Here is a 20,602-nt window from a genome sequence, read left to right on the forward strand (position 1 = left end):
CATGTTGAAACCTGCATGGACAAAAGAAGAATTCGAACAGCAATTACGCGCAAAAGGTGCGTATTACCATATCCATCATCCCTTCCATAAACGTATGAATGCAGGCCATTGCAGTAAAGAAGAAATACAAGGCTGGGTGGCAAACAGGCTGTATTATCAAATGGCTATTCCAGTTAAAGATGCCGCCATATTAGCAAACTGTGAAGACCAAGAAGTAAGACGCACCTGGATTCAGAGGCTTATCGACCATGATGGCCGGGAAGGTGATACCAGTTTAGGCGGTATTGAAGCATGGCTTCGTCTAGGGGAAGCGGTAGGGCTTAACCGCGATGAATTACTTAATGAATCTCACATATTGCCCGGCGTAAAATTCGCGGTAAATGCCTATGTGAATTTTGCACGCCGCGCATCGTGGCAAGAAGCCGCTTGTTCATCACTTACCGAAATGTTTGCGCCTGAAATACACCAAAGCCGTCTTGATACCTGGCCCACTCACTACACGTGGATAAACCAAGAAGGGTTTACCTATTTTCAAATGCGTTTAGGGCAAGCAAGGCGCGATGTAGAACACGGCCTTCAAATAACGCTCGACCACTTTGTTACCCGCAATCAACAAGAGCGTGCTTTGAACATTCTTCAATTTAAAATAGATATTCTGTGGAGCATTGCCGATGCTATTTGTTTCGCTTATGAATATGGTAGAAAGCCTTTTGATGGCATTGCAGATCAACAGATTTGCCATACGGGGAGATTCTAATGACAAACAAATCTAACACGCCGTCTATGAACCCTTTGTTTCGCTTACAATATGAAAAAGTACAAGATGGATATGTGCTTCTATTTCCTGAAGGTATGATTAAACTAAACCCTTCGGCGTCTGAAATTTTAACCCTTGTTGATGGTGTGCGCTCTACAGAAGACATTGCAGTAGCGCTTAGAAAGGCCTTCCCCGATGCACCTGAGGATTTAGAAGAAGACGTAACCGTATTTTTGCAACACGCTGAAGAAAAAAAGTGGGTGGTGTATGACTAACCACGCATCGCACGCTACCAAGGCTTCACAACCTACCAAAGCCACTACTCCACCTTTATGGCTACTCGCTGAGCTAACCTACCAATGCCCGCTGCATTGCCCCTATTGTTCTAACCCCGTGAATATGGAAGAAACCTTTAACGAGCTCACTACGTCTCAGTGGAAGAGGGTGTTTAAGGAAGCCAGGGAAATGGGTGCAGTTCAGTTAGGTTTTTCCGGTGGAGAACCCTTGTTGCGCAAAGATTTAGAAGAGTTAGTCGCCTATGCCCGCGAGCTTGGCTTTTACACCAACTTGATCACCTCCGGCATTGGCATGACGGAAAAGCGCATTGCCAGATTAAAAGATGCGGGGCTTGATCATATTCAGCTTAGCTTTCAATCAGCCAATGCTGAAGTTAACGACCTTATTGGCAATAAGCGCCACTCGTTCAAACAAAAACTGAATATTGCCAAGTTAGTTAAAGCCTACAACTACCCTATGGTGCTGAATTTCTGTATTACCGCCCAAAACATTCATGAAATTGAAGAAGTCATGGCTCTTAGCACTGAACTTAAGGCCGATTTTGTAGAACTCGCGACGGTTCAATATTATGGTTGGGCGTATGAAAACCGTGAGCACTTACTACCTACACAAAGCCAGCTAGAAGAAGCTGAGCAGGCCATTAACCGGTATAGAGACCAGCAATGTGGCGGCCCTAAATTTATGTTTGTCACACCCGATTACTACGAGAATAGGCCAAAGGCGTGTATGAATGGATGGGGAACTACTTTTTTAACGGTAACCCCAGATGGCAGTGCGCTTCCTTGTCACAGTGCCAAAATCCTTCCTCTCACCTTTCCTAACGTGAAAGGCTCATCGGTACAGCATATCTGGGAACATGATTTTAGTTTTAATCACTTTAGAGGCGATGACTGGATGCCCTCGCCATGCAAGACCTGTGATGAAAAAGAAAAGGATTTTGGCGGTTGTCGTTGCCAAGCCTTTTTGCTGACCGGGGATATGCACAAAACCGATCCGGTTTGCGATAAGTCACCCGATCACCATTTGATGAAAACTATTACCGATAAAGCCGGGCAACCGGCAAGCTCTACTTTAAAATTTCGCACAGTGAAAAATGCTATCCCTGTAAAGATGATACAAGACGTGACCGCTTGAGCACTTTTTGATGATTAGCATCCGGTATGTAACGCACAATGCTCAAAGGCCTAAAGGTGGCTCAAGCTGTTCAAGTCACATAAGCAGTGCTGGCAGTACTCGCTTTCATAACAGTTCTGGCAATGGCAATGATACAGATATTGCGACGAATACAAACAAGACAGGCAACCTAGAACGCAGAAAATCACTTTTTACGGGTGTATTTGTTGTTAATACGCCAGCACATGATCATTCTGGCGTATCTCACCTTGCTGAACACATGTGTTTTCGTGGGTCGCTGTACTACCCTGCCGACCATGAGCTTTTTGTCGCAAATGCCCTGCTACCCTTGTCGATAAACGCGACGACCTACTCAGGCTGTACGTATTTTTATGTGCAATCTTATAATAAAGCGCTTTTTATCAGTGCGATTCAATACCTGTATAGCGGCCTAGTGAATACCCATTACGAAAAGAGTAAATTTGAAGCAGAGCGAAGTGGCGTTCTCGTTAATGAACTCACGCTGCTTGAACGCAATATCGATTATTTGAATAACATGGCCATACGCCGAAGTGATACCAGTACTATGGCTTACAAACATGCCGGAGGGTTTTCTGATTCGGTATTAAAAATTGGTTTTGACGACCTCATTGATTATAAGAAGAGATGGTATGACGGTGAACACATCACCCTTTTAGTCAGTGGTGCAGATACTGACGGCGATGAAATCATCTCATTAAGTAGACAGGCTATAGCAGAAATTAGTGCCAGAGGCTGTAATACAAAGTCATGTGATGCTATGCCTTTTAATAAAGCCGCTGAAGCGCCCGCATTTACTTTAAAACGAAATACCTCAGTTCCTGTTTGCCTAATGAGCCGTTACCTTACGAATAATCACCAAGTGAAGCCTATCGAAAACGATGTGTCTACCTGGTGGGTGCCACAGGAATTTACTTACGACTTACTTGATGTCGAACACCAGATTAAAAGCAGGTTTATCGCTTTAGGCCACTTCTTTATCGATGATGAAGTAAACCATGCAGGCATGATTGCTCTTCGATTTGTGCATAATACCAAGACCAGTACTCAAGCTCTTACAGATACTCATAAAAAAGTGGGGTCGGTATTAACTGAGTTCAACGTAGATGCCAAACCTCGTTTATTTACAGACGCTAAATTACCCCTAGCAGTACAGCAACTTATTCGAGATTATCAACAGCAAGCGAATTCTCGGTATAGCGAACCACACTCGCCTTTAAAAATATCACCATTTGGCGACTACCTTAATAATGTGCATGTTTGCCGAACAGGTAAGCATGATGCGAATGTCAAAAGTAAGAACGCAGACTCGCCGATAAACAATAATTGGGTTCGTACAACGGAGGGTGCTGTAGAGTTAAAAGGCAATAAAAGCGTGCAACTCGCGGCCAACTTTACCGCTTTACTATCATTAGATCACTTACCAGCATTACCTAAATTACTGCATAAGCTTGCCGCGCTGACTGCACAGTCGGCTCAAAATCCTGCGGAAAGGTTTCAGTCTGCTGACAATCACTGGGTATATAGGGTAGATACCCAATTCCATCACCTACTTATAGATATTATGACGGGTGCCTCGTTTTGGCAGCCTCGTACTAGTGGAGAATGTTATGCGCTGGGTGTAGCGCGTTTTCATGAGCATATCTTTATTTATGGGGCGCAAGATAGGCAGGCATCGCTCCGTAATTTCTGGTGTAAAAACACGCTCACTCAAAATGACCTTAATACTGGTGTAAGTAAAAGCCCTGCTTAATAAAAATCCGTTACTCGGGATTTTCATGTAGTACCAATTTACGAGCTTTCCTCCCTCTTTAGGAGGATATTTTTCGGGACCCACCTACACGATACTGATTGCATACTCGTTCATAGAAGAATTAGGAACATGCTAATAAAAAACACAACGCCTTTAACTTACGCATTCATCGCTTCAAGCGTTTCTCTAGCGCTTTGCAGTAACGCATACGCCAATACTAAAACAGACAGTCAACTAGCAGACAACGATGTAGAAGTAATAGAAGTCCATGGAGCAACCGCACTACAAACCGGGAGTGATGCAGCGCCAATTTTTGGTACCGTTCAATCGTTGTCTCAAGAGGAAATAGAAGCAAGTGTAAGTCGCTCTTTGCCAGAACTCTTGAAATCACAACTTGCCAGCGTGAATTTGAATGATGCACAAAACAACCCGTTTCAACCCGATTTACAATACCGAGGTTTCACCGCGTCTCCATTGCTAGGCTTGCCTCAGGGCATTTCGGTATACCTAAATGGCGGCAGAATTAACGAGGCGTTTGGCGATACCGTAAATTGGGATCTAATGCCCCTTGATGCTATCGATACAGTGTCACTTTATTCCGGCTCGAACCCGCTATTCGGTCAAAATACACTTGGGGGCGCACTGGCATTAAATACGAAAACAGGCTTTTCCTTCGATGCCAACGAGGTAGATGCCACCGTAGGGCAATATGGCCAGTCTGCGCTGTCGATAGAATCAGGTGGGAACAATGGTAACTGGGGCTATTACATTAATGCCAATCATTATGAAGAAGATGGATGGCGTGATTACTCGCCTTCAGAGGTAAACCAAGTATTCAGTGCAGTGTCTTATCAAGACAGTAAACGACGAATAGATTTTAACTACTTGTATGCCGATAGTGAGCTATTGGGCAATGGGGCTTCACCGATTGAGCTGTTAGAAATTGAAGGTCGTGAAGCGGTTTATACCCACCCGGATCAAACCAATAATGAGCTACATCACTTTAGCCTTTCAGGCGATTTGCAGCTAAGTGACAATCACCTACTCTCGTTCAATGCTTTTTATCGCGACAATGAAACCACCACCATAAACGGAGATGACAGCGACTTTGGCGCCTGTCAATTTACAGATGGCCGCATCACCTTGTGTGAACTGGAAGATGATGACGATGATGACGATGATGACGATGATGACGATGATGATGACGAGCTAGCCACGGTTGGCGATGATGTAGAAGCCGTTGCTTTCATTGGATACGATGAAGATACTGCGCTATCTGACATTTCAGATGTATCTCCCGACGAGATAGACGGCACATACAATACTGGGTTATCAAGTTCAGAAGCCTTCGGAGTTTCTACCCAGCTTGCCAGCAACTATGAATTATTAAGCAAACCATCTGTGTTAGTCATAGGCGCTACCTACAACAGAGGTGATATCAACTACTCTGCCGATACCACCTTTGGGATATTAGAAAATGACACCGCAAGTGATTCCCGCACGGTCATTCCTTTACAGGGACTTCAATCGGCTGAAGCGAGAGTAAGACTTGATGTAAACACGACTGCGTGGTCCTTACTCTTTGTTAATACGACCCAGCTTACAGACAAGGTTTCGCTCAACATAGGTGGCCGGTTCAATCGCGACCATGTACTGATGGAAGATTTAAGCGAAGATGGTGATGATTCCCTTGACGGCGACCATAGATTTACGCAGTTCAACCCTGCCATAGGGCTAGATATTGCGCTGAGCGAAACCTCGAAGTTAAATCTTGCGTTTAGCCAGTCGTCTAGAACACCAAGCCCTGCAGAGTTAAGCTGTGCAGATGAAGATGACCCATGCCGCTTGCCCAATGGTTTTGTTGCAGATCCACCGTTAGATCAAGTAGTCACACAAACCATTGAAGCAAACTATGCCGCGACCTTTAACAACATCGACATGATGCTAAACGTATATCGTAGCGAAAGTGAAGATGACATCATTTTTCAGCAAGCAGGCTCGGTGGCATCCAGAGGCTACTTTATTAACATTGATGCCACCCGTAGACAGGGCGTTGAGTTCAGCATTAACTCATTTTGGAAAAAGCTGAACTATCGATTTAATTATAATTATTTAGACGCGACGTTTGAGTCTTCCTTTACGTCTTTCAGCCCCTTCAATCCGTTAGGAGCAAATAGACAAGTTGAGGCAGGTGATACCATTCCTGGACAACCTAAACACAATATCAAATTTTACCTAGACTACGGGTTTAGCCAACAAACCACAGTGGGCGCAGAAGTCATTTCAGCCTCGAACCAATACTTTCGTGGTGATGAAGCCAATGAAAATGACACCTTAGATAGCTATATAATCGCTAACCTTTATTTGAATCATCAGTTCAATCAGACCTTCAGTGCCCAATTGCGGGTGAACAATGTATTTGATAAAGACTATGAAACTTTCGGCACTTATGGCGAAGCTAATGAAGTATTAGAAGACATTTACCCCGATGTAGAAAGCCCCTTATTTGTAGGTCCAGCTCAACCTCGCATGGTGAGTTTAAATGTGAAGGCTAAATTTTAATTAAGAAGAAATATAAAATAAAAAGAAAAATTAGGCGCTTTGTGCCTAATTTTTCTTAGTCCTAAAGAACGAGGCTAACAAGCCTTACGTCCAATGGTTCAAAAGCTATATAAATCTATTATCAATTTTACTGACACCCGAAATTTACATTAGGGCATATGGGAAAAATAAATTCTCATTATTAAAAAACACCACTCACACTGGGACAGTAAAATGAAAAATAAATTACTTGTTAAATCATATTTATCTATCGCTATTTTAAGTACGTTAAGTTTGAACAGCTACGCAGAAGAAGAAAAATACTCTTGGAATATTTCAGGTTGGATCAATGAAGGATTAACTTTTTACGATGATGGCATGGGCAGTGATGTTGCCCAGCTTTCAGATAATGGCACCACGCTTGGCAGTCGTATTACCCTAGCGGGAGATTACAAACTTGAAGAACATGGCTTAGACGTAGGTTTTGAAGTTATTATTGAACCACTTTCAGGTACACCAAACTATGGTGGTGGCGGCCACCAAACACCATTGTTATTTGCCAATCAAGATAACTTAGATACCTTCAATGGCGGCGATATTGGGCTTCTAGGTAGTAGCCTGCATATCGGTGGAAATTGGGGGAAAGTCACTATCGGATTACAAAGCTTACCCACAGATAATATTGCTGTACTTGCCGATCCGTCTGGCACTATTTGGTCTGGCATTTCGCCACTATTCCGCGCCAATGGATTCTTCATACGAGGTATAGATGAAGGTTCAACCAATGTGGCATGGGGACAGTTTGCACAGTGCTTAGCCACACCAGGACTGGGAATAGGCCTTGACTGTAATGGCATTTACCGCAACGGCGTACGTTATGACTTGCCTAAAATGGGTAATTTCAGTGTGGCGGTAGGCTATGCCAACGATGAAATATACGACATCGCAGTTAAGTACTCAGCCGAACATGGCGGGTTTAAAACAAACCTACATGGTGGCTATTCAGTAAATAAAGACGGCGGCACTAATGTGGGCGGCGACGGCTCTTCAACTTTGCAATTTCAAACCGGCGTAATGCACCTTGAGTCTGGTATTTTCGGTGTGGCTACTTATCAAATGGAAGAAACTGATGATGCGATTGTCGGTTCTGGTGATGACACAGATGCTTACTACTTTAAAGCGGGTATTCGAAAACAATACAACGGGTTTGGTGATTCCGCTTTTTACGCAGAATACGCAAGCTATAACGACCAATATGGTATGGCGCACTTGGACGGCGTAGTTGGATCTGAGCTTACTCAATGGGGCATAGCTGCGGAACAGTACTTTGGCTCTCGTTTTCTCATTTACGCTAAGTATGAAAATTTGAGTTTGGATGTCACTGGCTCTGAAAGCGCTCAGTCAATATATAACGCTGCAAAGGATCTTACGCTTATTCAGCTAGGCGGAACCATTTTCTTTTAATTTTCAGCCTAAATAGGGAGCAATATTGCTCCCTATTTAGATAGTTTTTTAAGAGCAAGCAGCTTTAAGGGCAAGTGTATTTAAATGATGCTCAGATTTAATTGGTACTAAATTATGATGAAATTAACGTTAAAATTTCAAGTGGCTATTATCTCTATATTTTTCGCCACACCATCATTTTCATCAGATACTATTTTATGGAGCGAGGATGAAAATTCAGTTATCAAAATACAAAACAATAATTTTGAAGGGATATATTTAAAAAAAGGAAATATCACAGAGAGTGAATTAATCGAACAAAAGAAGTCTCAACCAGTCGAGATAAATGAACAAGACATATTTACATTTTTATCCAGTATAAAAATAATAAAAAATAAAAGTACAACTGAGTCACTATTTACAGAGAAACAACAAAACAACCTCGCGAAGCATTTAAGCATAGGTCTAAAAAAAGCAAAGCCTCATCAAGATATTTTATTTTCCTTGGCGAAAGAAAAAATAGCCCTAGGGGGACTAAAGAAACAAACTTACTTTATTGCAGGTAGAGCGTTTTTCAACGATGGCTTACTTAATCTCATCATTGGTGAATACAATAGGTTAGCTAACAGCGCTTACGAAACGGCCTATGATCCCACTAACCAAGGTCTTGTCGAATACAACTTTAATTACGGTGAGAGAGTCGCACCAAAATTCCCTTTTAATGAAAAAATAGTGTTCACTTTATCAAGTGTAACCATGAAGTCGGGGAGAACTGATTGGGTAACCGTAAATGTAGAAGAGTTACACAAAACGACACTGTCGAATGACATCGTTAAGAAAGGATCAAAATCGAATAAAGATACGCTAATACAAAGATTCAAAATCCTTGAAAAGCTTAGAAAAGAGGAGCTAATTACAGAAGAAGAATATCAACAAAAGCGTAAAGTACTTTTAAGAAATTTATGATGAATTTTAAGGCTTTTTTGTTATAAGACTTCGGTCGTATTTGCTTGCCCACGTTGTAACTATTTTGTTAAAATGAATTTAACAAACATAGTGGTAGATTACGTATTGTGTGAGTGCATTTGGGTACTTACTAAGCCGAAGGTAGTAATAGTATGCAAAGAATTCTTATCATTGACGATCACCCTATTTTTCGTCACGCCATGGTGACGATATTAGGAAAAAAATTTCCCGACTCTCAAACCCTTGAAGCTAATTCACTGTCTGAAGCGCTTGAGTTACTCGAAGCCGATCCTGCTTTCGATCTTGTGATGCTAGATTTGAACATGCCTGAAACCTGTGGGCTCAATGGTTTACTTGAAATTAGGAACCAACACCCTAATCTTCCTGTTGTTATCATCTCGGCGGAAACGGAAAAGCACAACATTCTGCAAACCATTTCTTATGGTGCAGTAGGGTTCATATCAAAGAGCAGTAAAATAGAAGAGATTGCCACGTCGGTCGAATCTATCTTCGAGGGCAACGTATGCCTACCTTCTGAAATTTTGCGCACATCGTCGGTAAGAAACCGCGTGAAAAAAGAAGATGCTATCTCTCTTGACCAAATTCGTTCATTAACCAGAAAGGAATTAGCTGTTTTAAAATATTTAACACAAGGGCTAGCGAATAAAGTTATTGCTTATGAGCTCAATATTTCAGAAACAACCGTGAAATCACACGTTTCATCTATTTTGAAAAAATTAGGGGCAAGCAATCGAGTAAAAGTGGTCGCCAGTGCTGCCAATATCGATTTTAATCAGTACGTATTTAACTAGTACGTACTCAACACGTACTAACTAATGCCTGTCATCCATTGACCTTAGTGAGCTGCACTTAAGAAACCGCCGATTTAAGTGCTTGTTTTAAACGTATTGAATTAATCGGCTTGTGCAACAACTGTATATTCGTCCCTTCTAACTCATTTACTAGCGCTTTTGAGTGATTGGCGGTACACAGCAAGATTGGCATAGCGGGCAGTATTTGCTTAATATGCTTCGCAATTTCCAGTCCGTTCTCTCCGTCATCTAAATGATAATCGACGATAAGCAAATCACAGTCGTCAAAGCAGTTGTGCATCACCGCCATGCATTGCGCAAAACCAGCAAATGTAACCACCTCCATTCCCCAATTTTCGAATAGTGTTTGCATGGCTATTCGCATATTGGTGTCGTTGTCGATATGCCAAATTTGCTTATCTAAAAGATTATCAGGCAAGCTATCGTGAGGCATGGCATCAACCGTAGCCTCGTGCTCAACTTCTTGAACAGATGCAAGGGGCACCGATAAAGTAAAACAAGATCCTACCCCTTGCGTAGATAAAACACTGATATCATGCTCTAGTAGCCGACTCATCTTATCTACGATATAAAGACCAAGCCCCAAACTATAAGAATAGTTAAAGTCATTTTCCAATCGACTAAATTCTTTGAAGATTACAGTTTGATCTGCTTGGCTTATTCCCACGCCTTGGTCGTATATACTGATGCGAAGATGGTTGCTCATCGTCCTTGCAGTAAAAAGTACTTTTCCTTTTGCACCGTATTTCATTGCATTACTCAGTAAGTTACGCAAAATTCGAGATAGTAAACTTACATCTGTATGGACAATAGCGTCTTGAAATTTGTAGCGAAAATTCACCTGATAGTCTTGGCTGATGTGACTGAACTCCTCGGCTAACTGTGTTAGCAAAGGGAGTGCATTCTCACGCTGTTTATCAGGCTGCACTAAACCCGCATCTAACTTCGAGGTCTCAATGAGTGTGCGTATTAGGCTGTTCAAATCAGACAGTGAATTATCTAAGGCACTAACGATTGGGCCCGCCGAGGCTTGTACTTGATCTCGTAAAGACTCATTGAACAAAATAGCCGCACTTAAGGGCTGCATTAAATCATGACTGATGGCCGCTAAAAACTTACTCTTAGAATTCATCGCTTCTTGTAGCGCGATATTGGCGTGATTGAGTTCTCGGGTACGCTTTTCGACATTTGACTCAAGCTGATCTTTCGCTGCTTGCAGTTGTTGTTTACTTCTTACTTGTTCCGACACATCAGTAGCTAATACAAAATGCCCTTCTATTTCTTGCTTGTTGTTAAAATGAGGCAGATAGACTTTTTGCAAGAAACCCGTTTCGCCGTGAGCATTAGTCTCCTCACTTTGGAAACTGACAATCTCGCCTCGATTAACCCGTTCTACATAATGGATAAGTCGAGGATAGACGTGTTTGAGGTGGCTTTGTTCCATCGCTACGCCGTACAAGGGTTCTTCTCCTAGCCCATACCAATCTCGATAACCCTTGTTGGTGTATAAGAAGTTTTTATCTGTGCCGATATAGGCGATAAGTGCGGGCACATTATCGGTGATCATACGGATCCAACTTTCATTTTGTTTTAAGGTTTCCGCATAATGATGCTGAGAAGTGACATTAGTAAAGGTGCACAGGGTGTTACCATCGGGTAAAATGGTAATACGTCTGTCTACTACCAAGTTTTCGTTGATAATTTGGGTGGTATCGCCCCCTTTCTCAAGGTTTAAACCGCTCCAATCCACATGCATTTGCAAGGTATAAATATTTTTGCAATCGAATAAGGTTTGCTTCGACACATTTGATTGAGTTAAAAACGTCTTATTCCAGAAGGCAACACCGCCCTCTTGGTTTATCAGCAAGATACCGACATCAACACTATCGATAAGGCTTTGCAGCAGTTTATTTTTCTCTTTAATAACCTGCTCATACCGGTTCGACTCATTCAGTTTCACTTCGGTAATATCGTTGAACAAGATAACTTTGCCGCCTTCTTGGGTGCGACGGATAGTGAGTTGGTACCAGCGGCTATTAGACAGTTGATAGATGACACGACCTTCAGAGTCTGGAGGAAGTACACGGCGGATTATCCCTAAATGCTTAGCGAGTTGAGTAATATCATAATAATGGTCGCCAATTTTGGGCGTAATTGAATGGTTGTCCCACACGGAGGTAAAGTGCCGATTGAAATAAACCACCGCCCCTTTGCTATCGAGTAACACCATAGCTTGGTTGATACTTTCAATAGCATCATTCAAGCGCTGCTTTAACTGATTGGTCTCTTGATGGGCTCTTGCTATTTCGGCATTCGATTTTTCTAACTTTTGCAGTACAATTTGCAGGGCTTCGGTTTTTTCATTGACCTTTTCAGATAGCTGTACCGCGTGTTCAAAAGCCCGGTAACTATGGTGATCGAAGCCGCCTTCTTCAATACGGTACATAAGCGCAGCATTAATTTTTTCCAGCTTTTCATTTTCTTCTTTCTGACGCGCAAGTTCTCTACGAAGATTACTCATCTCAATATCTTGAGTGAGTTCGATTGCACCTGGTTGTCGAGTCGATTTAACCTTTGGCAAAGTACACCCCCGTAAAGGTTTGGTTTAGGTGTACAGAATGGATATGCTCACCATAAGCGTTAAACCCCGCGACACGGTATTTTTCTTGGAGCCGCTGAATTTCAGCCTCATTTTTATTTTGCTCTATTTCAATACGCCTTAAGAAACAGTCGCACGCGTAAACAAATTCAGCTTCTCCTACTTCACGGCTCAAGCTTTCCAATTTTTGTTCCATGGCATCAATACAATCACCAAGCTGAACAAAAGTAAGAATAATGCCAATATCTACTGCACAGTAAAAAGTGATCGCATTAGTCGCTAAATCAACTTTTTGAATAGAGCGAATAAAATACTTTCCACCCACTAATACCGCTAACGGAAATACTGAAAATACGTCAGGGGTTAGATCAGAAGCGTTTAGGCCAAGTAAACTGGCGTAGTACTGGGCTGCAGGTTCACCATTAATTTCGTAAACCGTACGAGATTCTGGGTCGGCATTGGTCACTACCAGTTTAGATACAGGTGAGTCTATGTGGTCTACTGAAAAAACCGAGAAAGGCTTACCGGTTCCTACCAACATTAACACTGCTGCATTCTGATGAAACTTTCCATTATAAAAAACATAGGTGGCTTGAAGCTTTAAATCATCGCCGGCACTTCCTCCTAAGTGAGGAATATTGCCAAACGCTGTGGCGAACGTTTCGAGAAAGTGCTCCTCGTGGCGGGTAAGCCCATCTAATACGGAAATAACAAAATGCTGATTGGTATCATATCGTTTATCTCTTCCTTGCAGGGTATTGCGTAAGCCGCTTGCAATGTCGTGAGCCTCGTTAAAATTGATTTCATCTAAGTTTGAAACCAATGCCGTAGCAATGGAGAATTCACACTTTAAAAAAGCAACCACAATAAGACGTTCTGTGCAGTACCCATTTTGATTAAACTCCCCCGCACTGGTGCAGCCTACCGTTGGTACATTGGCAAAAAGCGACGTCATATTCTGCGCTACGGCATCTAAATCAAATGATGGTGATGTGTGGAAAAGTACCAACTCGATTTCATCAAGCGTCGCATTAGATAGTATTTCACTGGCCACATCGTGACATGCATCTGCCGCTAAGTAGGCGGTATGCGCTGATTGACTTGCAGGTTTACTCAGCGCGGACAGGATGGAAGTTTTTGACACGTGTTGGCACCTTATTTTTCTTATATTTATCAATTTTGCATAAATTGGGATTATCTAGCGTTACGACACATTCAAAGCACTGTACACATTCTGTGTAATCAATGCTGCCGTCTTGCTCGATGGCATCTACGCCACACTTTTTCTGCTTACACAGTTGGCATGGGTTACCACACTCTTTGCGACGTTCTAAAAGCTTCACGATAGGAAAGCGACCTAAAATGGCTAAACCAGCGCCTAACGGGCAAAGGTAGCGACAATAGACTTTGTGAATTTTTAAGCTAAATCCTAGTAGTAGAAGTGCATAAAGTACGAACGGCCAGTAGCGCACAAAATAGAGCGTGATTGAGGTTTTAAATGGCTCAATCTCGGCCAGTTTCTCGGCCAATGTCAGTGAGTAAAACGACGTTGCAACCAAGCCAATCAGCATCACATACTTAAGTTTTTGCGCATATTTATGATGCTTTGGCTTTATTCGAATCTGCCTTATTTTCAATTTTTGTGCAACAATTGCCATGATCTCCTGAAGCGCCCCAAAGGGACATAACCAGCCGCAATACAGCCCTCGCCCCACAATAAATAACGACACAAATACAAAGCACCACAATACAAAGATGACAGGGTCAAGCAGATATACTTCAATAGAAAAGCCATCGGCTAAATCGAGTAACAATGTATAAATATTGACGACCGACAATTGCCCTTGTGCGTATATGCCGATAAAGAACAAGACAAAGAGCAATGATGCTCCTCTGACTATATGCACCATACGCGTATATTTCATTAGCTTTCGTTGGAAACCAAAAAAAAGTGAAAGCACAACTAGGTAAACAATCGTAATACTGAGTTCCAACCATCTGCTTTGCCACAATTTTTTCCACAGCGGCACAACAGCATTTTGTTGTGCATCGGGGTTTTCCATGAACAGCGCATCAGGTAACAAAAAAGTGTGGGTAAATAAATGCTCATCTTGTTCCATAAATCGTGGGCTGTAAGGCAAACTAATGGAGATATCCATTTCTTGGTCAAGCGATAGCCCACCTTGTGATTTAATCCTAAGTACCTTAATGCCTTCAAATTCTGGCATTGGTTGTTTAAAGCTAGGATCATAAAAACTATAAAAATCTAAATCTCTAGCATCGATAGTAAATGCGGATTGCGATAGACGAAAAAACTCGGGCGCGGTTTGGGGGATAAATTCATTACTAACAAAACTAAAGCCTTGGGTATTCATTACCAACAAGGCCACTTCGCCAGGCTTTAAGCTCTCTTGAAGCCTGATATATTCCTCTTCCTGTAGTAGGTTTTTCCCCACAATAGGTAAACTAAGAAAGCCATAAAAGTGTTCAGAAAATAGGGGCGCTTGCGGGTCGGTAACGCTATCTGCAGCGTCGATAATTTCGGTTTCAAGGCCATCTATTTCGTTACGGTAAATGGTTTGTTTTTGGATATAGCCGGCTTTTACAAGTTGCTCAAAGGTTAGAGTTTCAAAAAAGTCAGGATCAATAATTCGTGTGCTGGGTAGCACAAAGCCATCTAATTTAGCCCGCGCTACCGCCAACGCCGACGTCACGATAGTATCGTTAATGACCAATACCGATACCGTGGCTTTAGTCACGCCATCAAAGTAGGTCGCGTTGTTACCTACATGGCTCTTCCCTCCCACCACGAAACGTTCTTTCACATTGTGGCTTTTGTATTGCGCGATAAAATCCCTTAGCGATTGTTCCCCTAGTCCATGCAAAAAGATAGGTTCACTGTGTTTTTTAATGGCAAGATCGACAAAATCACCTTGAGTATCCAGTCCAATTATCACATTGACTGGCTTTCCAGAGAAACCTATAAAGTCGACAAAATCTTTCGATTCAAACACGTACCCCAGCAATTGCTGTAATTGATAAACTGGTATTACGTTAATGTCAGCGTGCGCATCGCCTATTCGGGTAGCGGTAGGAAATAATTGGTGAACGTCTTCAGGGATCTCAGTGGCGTCTGATTGCGCAAAGGCTAACGATATAGAGGTTATCGTAACAAAAAAGAATAGCAACGCTTTCAACATAAAGAAATAGGCAGCACCTAGGTGCTGCCTTCCCACTTAATTAAAAGAAACCAAGTGGATTGATGTCGTAGCTCACCAGCAAGTTTTTAGTCTGCTGATAGTGATCCATCATCATTTTGTGAGTTTCACGGCCTATCCCCGACTTTTTGTAACCACCAAATGCGGCATGGGCTGGGTAAAGGTGATAACAGTTGGTCCACACGCGCCCAGCTTCAATAGCTCGGCCTACTCTAAAGGCAATGTTCGCATCTCGGCTCCAAAGCCCAGCACCTAAACCAAAGCTGGTATTGTTCGCAATTTCAATGGCCTCTTCTTCAGTTTTAAAGGTTTGTACTGCTATGACGGGGCCAAAAATTTCTTCTTGGAACACACGCATTTGGTTATGCCCTTTTAGAATAGTGGGCTGAATGTAATAACCCTTATCTAAACCTGGTAACTGCTCTTTTTCACCACCAGTCACAACTTCAGCGCCCTCTGATTTACCTATATCAATGTACTTAAGGATTTTATCAAACTGTTCGCTAGAAGCCTGTGCACCTACCATTGTCTCGGTATCAAGCGGGTTGCCACGCTTAATCTTGTGAATTTTTTCAATCACTTTATCCATGAAGGCATCGTAGATATCTTCGTGAATAACCGCACGAGATGGGCAAGTACACACTTCACCTTGGTTAAAGTAACCAAGTACTAAACCTTCAGCACATTTATCAATGAACTCAGGTTCATGATCCATGATATCGGGGAAGAAAAGGTTCGGCGACTTACCGCCTAGTTCAACCGTAGATGGAATAAGATTTTCAGCCGCGCAGCGAAGAATATGCTCGCCCACTGGCGTGGAACCTGTAAATGCGATTTTGGCAATTCGGGTACTTGTGGCAAGCGCTTGGCCCGCTTCTGCGCCAAACCCATTTACAATATTAAGCACGCCTGGCGGTAGCAAGTCTTGAATAAGTTCAGCGAAAACTAAAATAGACACTGGCGTTTGTTCTGCAGGTTTTAACACCACTACATTACCGGTCACGATAGCCGGTGCGAGTTTCCATGCCGCCATAAGTAGTGGGAAGTTCCATGGAATGATTTGCCCTACTACACCGTATGGTTCGTGGAAGTGATAAGCCACTGTGTTCTTATCAATTTCGCCGATAGTGCCTTCTTGGCTACGTATACAGCCAGCATAATAACGGAAGTGGTCAGCGGCTAACGGGACGTCGGCATTAAGTGTTTCACGCACGGCCTTACCGTTATCCCATGTTTCTGCAACCGCGAGCATTTCAAGATTAGCTTCAATACGATCGGCTATTTTTAACAGAATGTTCGAGCGTTCAGCGACTGATGTATCCGCCCACCCTTTTTTGGCAGCATGAGCAGCATCAATGGCTAGCTCAATATCTTCTGCAGTAGAGCGTGGAATTTGGGCTATATCACTGCCATCTACAGGAGACGTAGTAATAAAGTATTCGCCCTTAACTGGCGCAACCCACTCACCACCGATAAAATTACCATAACTTTCTTTGAAACTGAGTACTGAACCTTCACTTCCTGGATTTGCGTAAATCATAATGACACCTTTTTTGAATGCTTAGCGCGTCAACACGCTGCTAGTTATCGCTTACTGTGTCATTTGATAATCGTACTTTTACAGTCAATCCACCATAATGCGATAGGCCGATTTGGCTCCTACTTTAGGAGGGGAAAAAGTCTATGCCTTGCCAACATAGCCATGTTTTGTTGCCAGCTCAGCAAATTCTGAAGGGACGGTATTTAACTTTCGCTTTATCACTGTTAGCGCGTTCGACACTGTTTTCGCAGACAGGGCTAATTCATTGGCAATATCAAAGCGAGTTTTACCCATCGCCGTTGCGATGAAGATTTCAAACTCACGCTTCGTCAATTTTTCAGCAATATCGACATCGGCGTTCAACAATTGATTAGCCAAATTAACCGCCAATGAACGTTCTATGTATTTTTGCCCTTTGGCCACCACTTTTATGGCTGATATAAGTGTATCTGGCGGGCTACTTTTACTGATATACCCCATAGCACCAGTTTGCATGGCACGCTGCAAAATCGCGCAATCCTCAAACATACTAAAAAATATGATTTTCAAACTAGGCTGCTTAGCCAAAAAGTCGGAGGCTAATAGTAATCCACTCTCTTTCGCAAGATTAATATCCAGAACTAACGTGTCGATGGTAAACATTTCCAATAAATGGTGAGTTTGCTGGCCGTCAGCGGCTTCCAGCACTGTGTATTCAGGCAACATGGCATTCAGTAAAGCTTTATAGCCCTCTCTGACTACAGCATGGTCATCTACTAGCAAGATATTCATGCCACGTTAACCTGGCGCAAGTCTTCAGTGTCGAGCAAACTAAGCGACAACTGAACCCTTACACCACCCTCTTTGGGTGATTTTACCGCGCAAGTAGCGCCAATACACCTCGCTCTGCTTTGCATAGATGACATACCAACATTTTCAATGGCGTCCCCGTCAAACCCTTTTCCATTATCTCTAATATTGATAGTAAGCCCTTGCTTATCACCAGATATATGCACCCATACTTTTGACGCATCGGCGTGTTTTACCACATTATTAATTGCTTCCTGAACGAAGCGATAAATATGAATATCTCGCTCATGCTCTTGGGCAAATTTGTTCAAATTGATAGAAACTTGCCACTCGGTTTTAGGCTGAGCTAGTTCTTGTTCGAACACCAGTTTTTCAAGGGATTGCTGCAACGATACTCTGTCTAACACTAACGGATGAAGGTGGGCGGTTAAGTGTCGGATGGCGTCACTGATTTGCTGGCTCATGGCCTGCACTTTATTGGCTGACAACTCGAGCATACTGGGCTCATTTGAATTCACTAAGATGTAGGCGTGGGCTTTAATAGTGGTAAGTAGCTGTCCTACATTGTCGTGTAACTCTCTAGCCAGGTAACTCCTTTCTTGTTCCTGCAACAATGCTAACTTCTTATCTATTTTAACCAACTGCCTTTCTTTGCTTTGCAGTGAATATTGTAAACGCTGAAATTGCCCTATAACCCGCTTTACTTCTTTAATATCACTGTCTTCAAAATTGTTAGTCGCTTTACCGTCTACAAGTTGTTGCAGCGCGTCTCCCAGTTGATTTAAAGGCTTCAACCGCTGCCTTACGGCAACCTTAAGCGTAAATAGCAACACGCTCAGCGTTGTAAAAAACAACGCGGCCACTAGCCAAAAAAGGTTCATGTTTTGAACTAACTCGGCAGTATCGTGTGCTCTTACCACCAAATATTGATTTTCATGGATGGGAAGATAGATAGGCTGATTATCAGAATGATTATTTGCAGGCATTGATAACCGACCAGTAAAGCCGGTTACCGATAAATGCGGGCTTTGCTCTGCAACTGCTTTAATATCGCCAGCATTCATATTCGCTTTGAGCATCTCTTGCACTTGGTTTAGCGCGCTTGATGTTTCATCGTTTATATTTTGGCGAATTTGGAAATAGACCGAACAGGAGAAGACAATAAAGCACACGATGAAGACGGCCACGATGGCACTGGATATTTTCTTAAATCCCGACATGGCTACACCATAATTACTAAATAGACGTGTCTATGCTAAACATTCATCGTTAACAAACACATCCTGCAATAGCGCTGTTTTATTCATTCAAAAGGAGGAGAAGGTGAAGGCGGTTACTAAGGTGAATACCCACTCCCCCTTGTTCCTGCTCACATAATTAGTACCAGCGCCTATGGAGGAGAGCTCAGAAGTGGTTGCTCCTTAGAGCTGCAGCAATACTCAAAATCTTTTAATATCTAGGCAAAAATTCATGAGTGGATATTCATACTGTCTTTGGAAACCGGGTTCGTAACATGATTATGAATAAACAATTATGTTAACGCCGAATAGAAAAAACAGTAAAAACCGAACGTAAAATGTTAACCAATTTATAAGCCAAGGCGTAAAAAATGGCTCGAATTGTTGACCAATCGAGCCTATATGCTATAACTAAGAGTAGATAAAATCCTTGAAACCCTTAGTTTTTGAGTGCTTGCGGATGTAAATAGTTTAATTTTAGCCCCGTTGGCGCACTTAAATATATGATTTGATAAGCCTCTTTTAACAAATACTTCTGTATTTGTAGAATAAGACGTAGAATATCCTGAATTGATTGTTTTAAATGGTAGGTTTTGTTAGCGAAATTAGCAGAACAAACGTAGCTAGGCACCGGTATGCTTGAACCTTTTAAAGCAATTGAATTGTGTTGAACAATAAGTACAATTTAACCGATTAAGTTGTATCTGTTTGTACCTAATTATTGCAGTTATAAGGTTTAGTTGATGAAAAATCGTCGCATGTTCTGGCATATCGTTGAAAAAATAGAAGCGCAAATCGACGCTGGCCGATATCCCCCTGGAAGTCGCTTGCCACCAGAAAGAGAACTTGCTGAAAATTTTGATGTCAGCAGACCTACCATTAGAGAAGCCATTATTGCACTTGAAGTGCGAGGCCGCGTGGAAGTTAAAGTAAGTTCTGGTGTTTACGTGCTAGACAATCAGCCTCAACAAAGTGAAGTGCAACGTATTAGTGCTTTTGAGCTTACTCAAGCACGCGCGTTGGTAGAGGGCGAAGCTGCTGCACTGGCGGCCCTTTCAATCACCGACGAAGAGCTTAGTAGTCTTAACGATACTCTTATTGCAATGGAAAACGACGACGAGCCGGAAAAAGCCGATAGAGAATTTCACTCTATTATAGCCAAGGCTACACGTAATAACGCGTTGGTGTTATCTATTCAGCATTATTGGAAATTAAGAGAATCTCAACCGCAGATTGTCTCATCATATAAAAGTGTGTGTGGTACGAGTAGCAAAGACCGTCTTGAAGAACATAAGCGTATCTTTACAGCATTGAAATCACGAGACTCACAAAGCGCTAGAGCGGCGATGCACGGGCATTTTAATCGTTTGATCAACGCGCTTTTCGAAGCTTCAGAAGCAAAAGCGCTTGAAGAAATTAAAAAGAAATCAAGCGAGACCCGAGACAGATACTCTATAACCCATTTGGTAGGTTAAG

General features: G+C 42.4%; 15 protein-coding genes. 9 read left to right on the forward strand and 6 right to left on the reverse strand.

The annotated features are described in order from the left end of the window. Window position 1 precedes the first annotated feature (1 nt). The 8 genes from pqqC to KYS23_RS06605 all read left to right on the forward strand — a co-directional run bounded on the left by pqqC (window position 2) and on the right by KYS23_RS06605 (window position 9,721). Window positions 2-757, forward strand: a complete 756-nt coding sequence (gene pqqC, locus KYS23_RS06570) for a pyrroloquinoline-quinone synthase PqqC (protein WP_159533097.1) — start codon at window positions 2-4, stop codon at window positions 755-757. Beyond that, window positions 757-1,032 (forward strand): pyrroloquinoline quinone biosynthesis peptide chaperone PqqD, encoded by a 276-nt coding sequence (gene pqqD, locus KYS23_RS06575; RefSeq protein WP_159533099.1) that lies wholly within the window; start codon window positions 757-759, stop codon window positions 1,030-1,032. The genes pqqC and pqqD overlap by 1 nt, the downstream gene beginning before the upstream one ends. Continuing rightward, window positions 1,025-2,188, forward strand: a complete 1,164-nt coding sequence (gene pqqE, locus KYS23_RS06580) for a pyrroloquinoline quinone biosynthesis protein PqqE (RefSeq protein ID WP_218418250.1) — start codon at window positions 1,025-1,027, stop codon at window positions 2,186-2,188. The genes pqqD and pqqE overlap by 8 nt, the downstream gene beginning before the upstream one ends. A gap of 10 nt (window positions 2,189-2,198) precedes the next feature. Continuing rightward, the gene (locus KYS23_RS06585; RefSeq protein ID WP_218418251.1) at window positions 2,199-3,959 is read left to right on the forward strand and encodes an insulinase family protein; all 1,761 of its coding nucleotides are present in this window, start codon (window positions 2,199-2,201) and stop codon (window positions 3,957-3,959) included. Window positions 3,960-4,088: 129 nt separating this feature from the next. Further along, window positions 4,089-6,521: a TonB-dependent receptor gene (locus KYS23_RS06590; RefSeq protein WP_218418252.1), complete on the forward strand. Its 2,433-nt coding sequence runs from the start codon at window positions 4,089-4,091 to the stop codon at window positions 6,519-6,521. A gap of 213 nt (window positions 6,522-6,734) precedes the next feature. Continuing rightward, a complete protein-coding gene (locus KYS23_RS06595; protein WP_159533107.1) occupies window positions 6,735-7,964 on the forward strand; it encodes a porin family protein in 1,230 nt (409 codons plus the stop codon). Window positions 7,965-8,078: 114 nt separating this feature from the next. Continuing rightward, window positions 8,079-8,909, forward strand: coding sequence for an SHOCT domain-containing protein (locus tag KYS23_RS06600; protein ID WP_218418253.1), 831 nt, complete (start codon window positions 8,079-8,081; stop codon window positions 8,907-8,909). A gap of 152 nt (window positions 8,910-9,061) precedes the next feature. After that, window positions 9,062-9,721, forward strand: coding sequence for a response regulator (locus KYS23_RS06605; RefSeq protein ID WP_159533113.1), 660 nt, complete (start codon window positions 9,062-9,064; stop codon window positions 9,719-9,721). 58 nt (window positions 9,722-9,779) lie between these two features. Here KYS23_RS06605 and KYS23_RS06610 read toward each other — a convergent pair whose 3' ends face one another. The 6 genes from KYS23_RS06610 to KYS23_RS06635 form a co-directional block, all read right to left on the reverse strand. Beyond that, window positions 9,780-12,323, reverse strand: coding sequence for an ATP-binding protein (locus tag KYS23_RS06610; protein ID WP_232370685.1), 2,544 nt, complete (start codon window positions 12,321-12,323; stop codon window positions 9,780-9,782). After that, window positions 12,310-13,485 carry a nitric oxide-sensing protein NosP gene (gene nosP, locus KYS23_RS06615; RefSeq protein ID WP_159533115.1) on the reverse strand — a complete coding sequence of 392 codons (1,176 nt, stop codon included), beginning with the start codon at window positions 13,483-13,485 and terminating at the stop codon, window positions 12,310-12,312. The genes KYS23_RS06610 and nosP overlap by 14 nt, the downstream gene beginning before the upstream one ends. Next, window positions 13,451-15,541, reverse strand: a complete 2,091-nt coding sequence (locus tag KYS23_RS06620; RefSeq protein ID WP_218397763.1) for a 4Fe-4S binding protein — start codon at window positions 15,539-15,541, stop codon at window positions 13,451-13,453. Before KYS23_RS06620 ends, nosP begins: the two co-directional genes overlap by 35 nt. Window positions 15,542-15,581: 40 nt before the next feature. Further along, on the reverse strand, window positions 15,582-17,099 hold the full coding sequence (gene exaC / locus KYS23_RS06625) for an acetaldehyde dehydrogenase ExaC (protein WP_218397765.1): 1,518 nt from the start codon (window positions 17,097-17,099) through the stop codon (window positions 15,582-15,584). Between the two features lie 141 nt (window positions 17,100-17,240). After that, entirely contained in the window at window positions 17,241-17,870 is a 630-nt protein-coding gene (locus tag KYS23_RS06630; protein ID WP_218418254.1) for a response regulator transcription factor, read from the reverse strand. Continuing rightward, complete coding sequence (locus KYS23_RS06635; protein WP_218418255.1) at window positions 17,867-19,108, reverse strand: sensor histidine kinase; 1,242 nt, start codon at window positions 19,106-19,108, stop codon at window positions 17,867-17,869. Before KYS23_RS06635 ends, KYS23_RS06630 begins: the two co-directional genes overlap by 4 nt. Window positions 19,109-19,869: 761 nt before the next feature. Here KYS23_RS06635 and KYS23_RS06640 point away from each other — a divergent pair. Further along, window positions 19,870-20,601 (forward strand): FadR/GntR family transcriptional regulator, encoded by a 732-nt coding sequence (locus KYS23_RS06640; RefSeq protein WP_159533125.1) that lies wholly within the window; start codon window positions 19,870-19,872, stop codon window positions 20,599-20,601. Window position 20,602 lies beyond the last annotated feature (1 nt).

This window comes from Alteromonas lipotrueae, from assembly GCF_019249255.1.
In the GTDB taxonomy this organism is placed as follows: Bacteria; Pseudomonadota; Gammaproteobacteria; order Enterobacterales; family Alteromonadaceae; genus Alteromonas; species Alteromonas lipotrueae.

What these genes read in the sequence shown, in the direction of transcription:
- KYS23_RS06640 (WP_159533125.1), top strand. Translation starts at nt 19,870, where the DNA reads ATGAAAAATCGTCGCATGTTCTGGCATATCGTTGAAAAAATAGAAGCG.
- KYS23_RS06630 (WP_218418254.1), bottom strand. Translation starts at nt 17,870, where the DNA reads ATGAATATCTTGCTAGTAGATGACCATGCTGTAGTCAGAGAGGGCTAT.
- exaC (WP_218397765.1), bottom strand. Translation starts at nt 17,099, where the DNA reads ATGATTTACGCAAATCCAGGAAGTGAAGGTTCAGTACTCAGTTTCAAA.
- KYS23_RS06635 (WP_218418255.1), bottom strand. Translation starts at nt 19,108, where the DNA reads ATGTCGGGATTTAAGAAAATATCCAGTGCCATCGTGGCCGTCTTCATC.
- pqqD (WP_159533099.1), top strand. Translation starts at nt 757, where the DNA reads ATGACAAACAAATCTAACACGCCGTCTATGAACCCTTTGTTTCGCTTA.
- KYS23_RS06605 (WP_159533113.1), top strand. Translation starts at nt 9,062, where the DNA reads ATGCAAAGAATTCTTATCATTGACGATCACCCTATTTTTCGTCACGCC.
- KYS23_RS06600 (WP_218418253.1), top strand. Translation starts at nt 8,079, where the DNA reads ATGATGAAATTAACGTTAAAATTTCAAGTGGCTATTATCTCTATATTT.
- pqqC (WP_159533097.1), top strand. Translation starts at nt 2, where the DNA reads ATGTTGAAACCTGCATGGACAAAAGAAGAATTCGAACAGCAATTACGC.
- KYS23_RS06585 (WP_218418251.1), top strand. Translation starts at nt 2,199, where the DNA reads ATGATTAGCATCCGGTATGTAACGCACAATGCTCAAAGGCCTAAAGGT.
- pqqE (WP_218418250.1), top strand. Translation starts at nt 1,025, where the DNA reads ATGACTAACCACGCATCGCACGCTACCAAGGCTTCACAACCTACCAAA.
- KYS23_RS06590 (WP_218418252.1), top strand. Translation starts at nt 4,089, where the DNA reads ATGCTAATAAAAAACACAACGCCTTTAACTTACGCATTCATCGCTTCA.
- KYS23_RS06595 (WP_159533107.1), top strand. Translation starts at nt 6,735, where the DNA reads ATGAAAAATAAATTACTTGTTAAATCATATTTATCTATCGCTATTTTA.
- KYS23_RS06620 (WP_218397763.1), bottom strand. Translation starts at nt 15,541, where the DNA reads ATGTTGAAAGCGTTGCTATTCTTTTTTGTTACGATAACCTCTATATCG.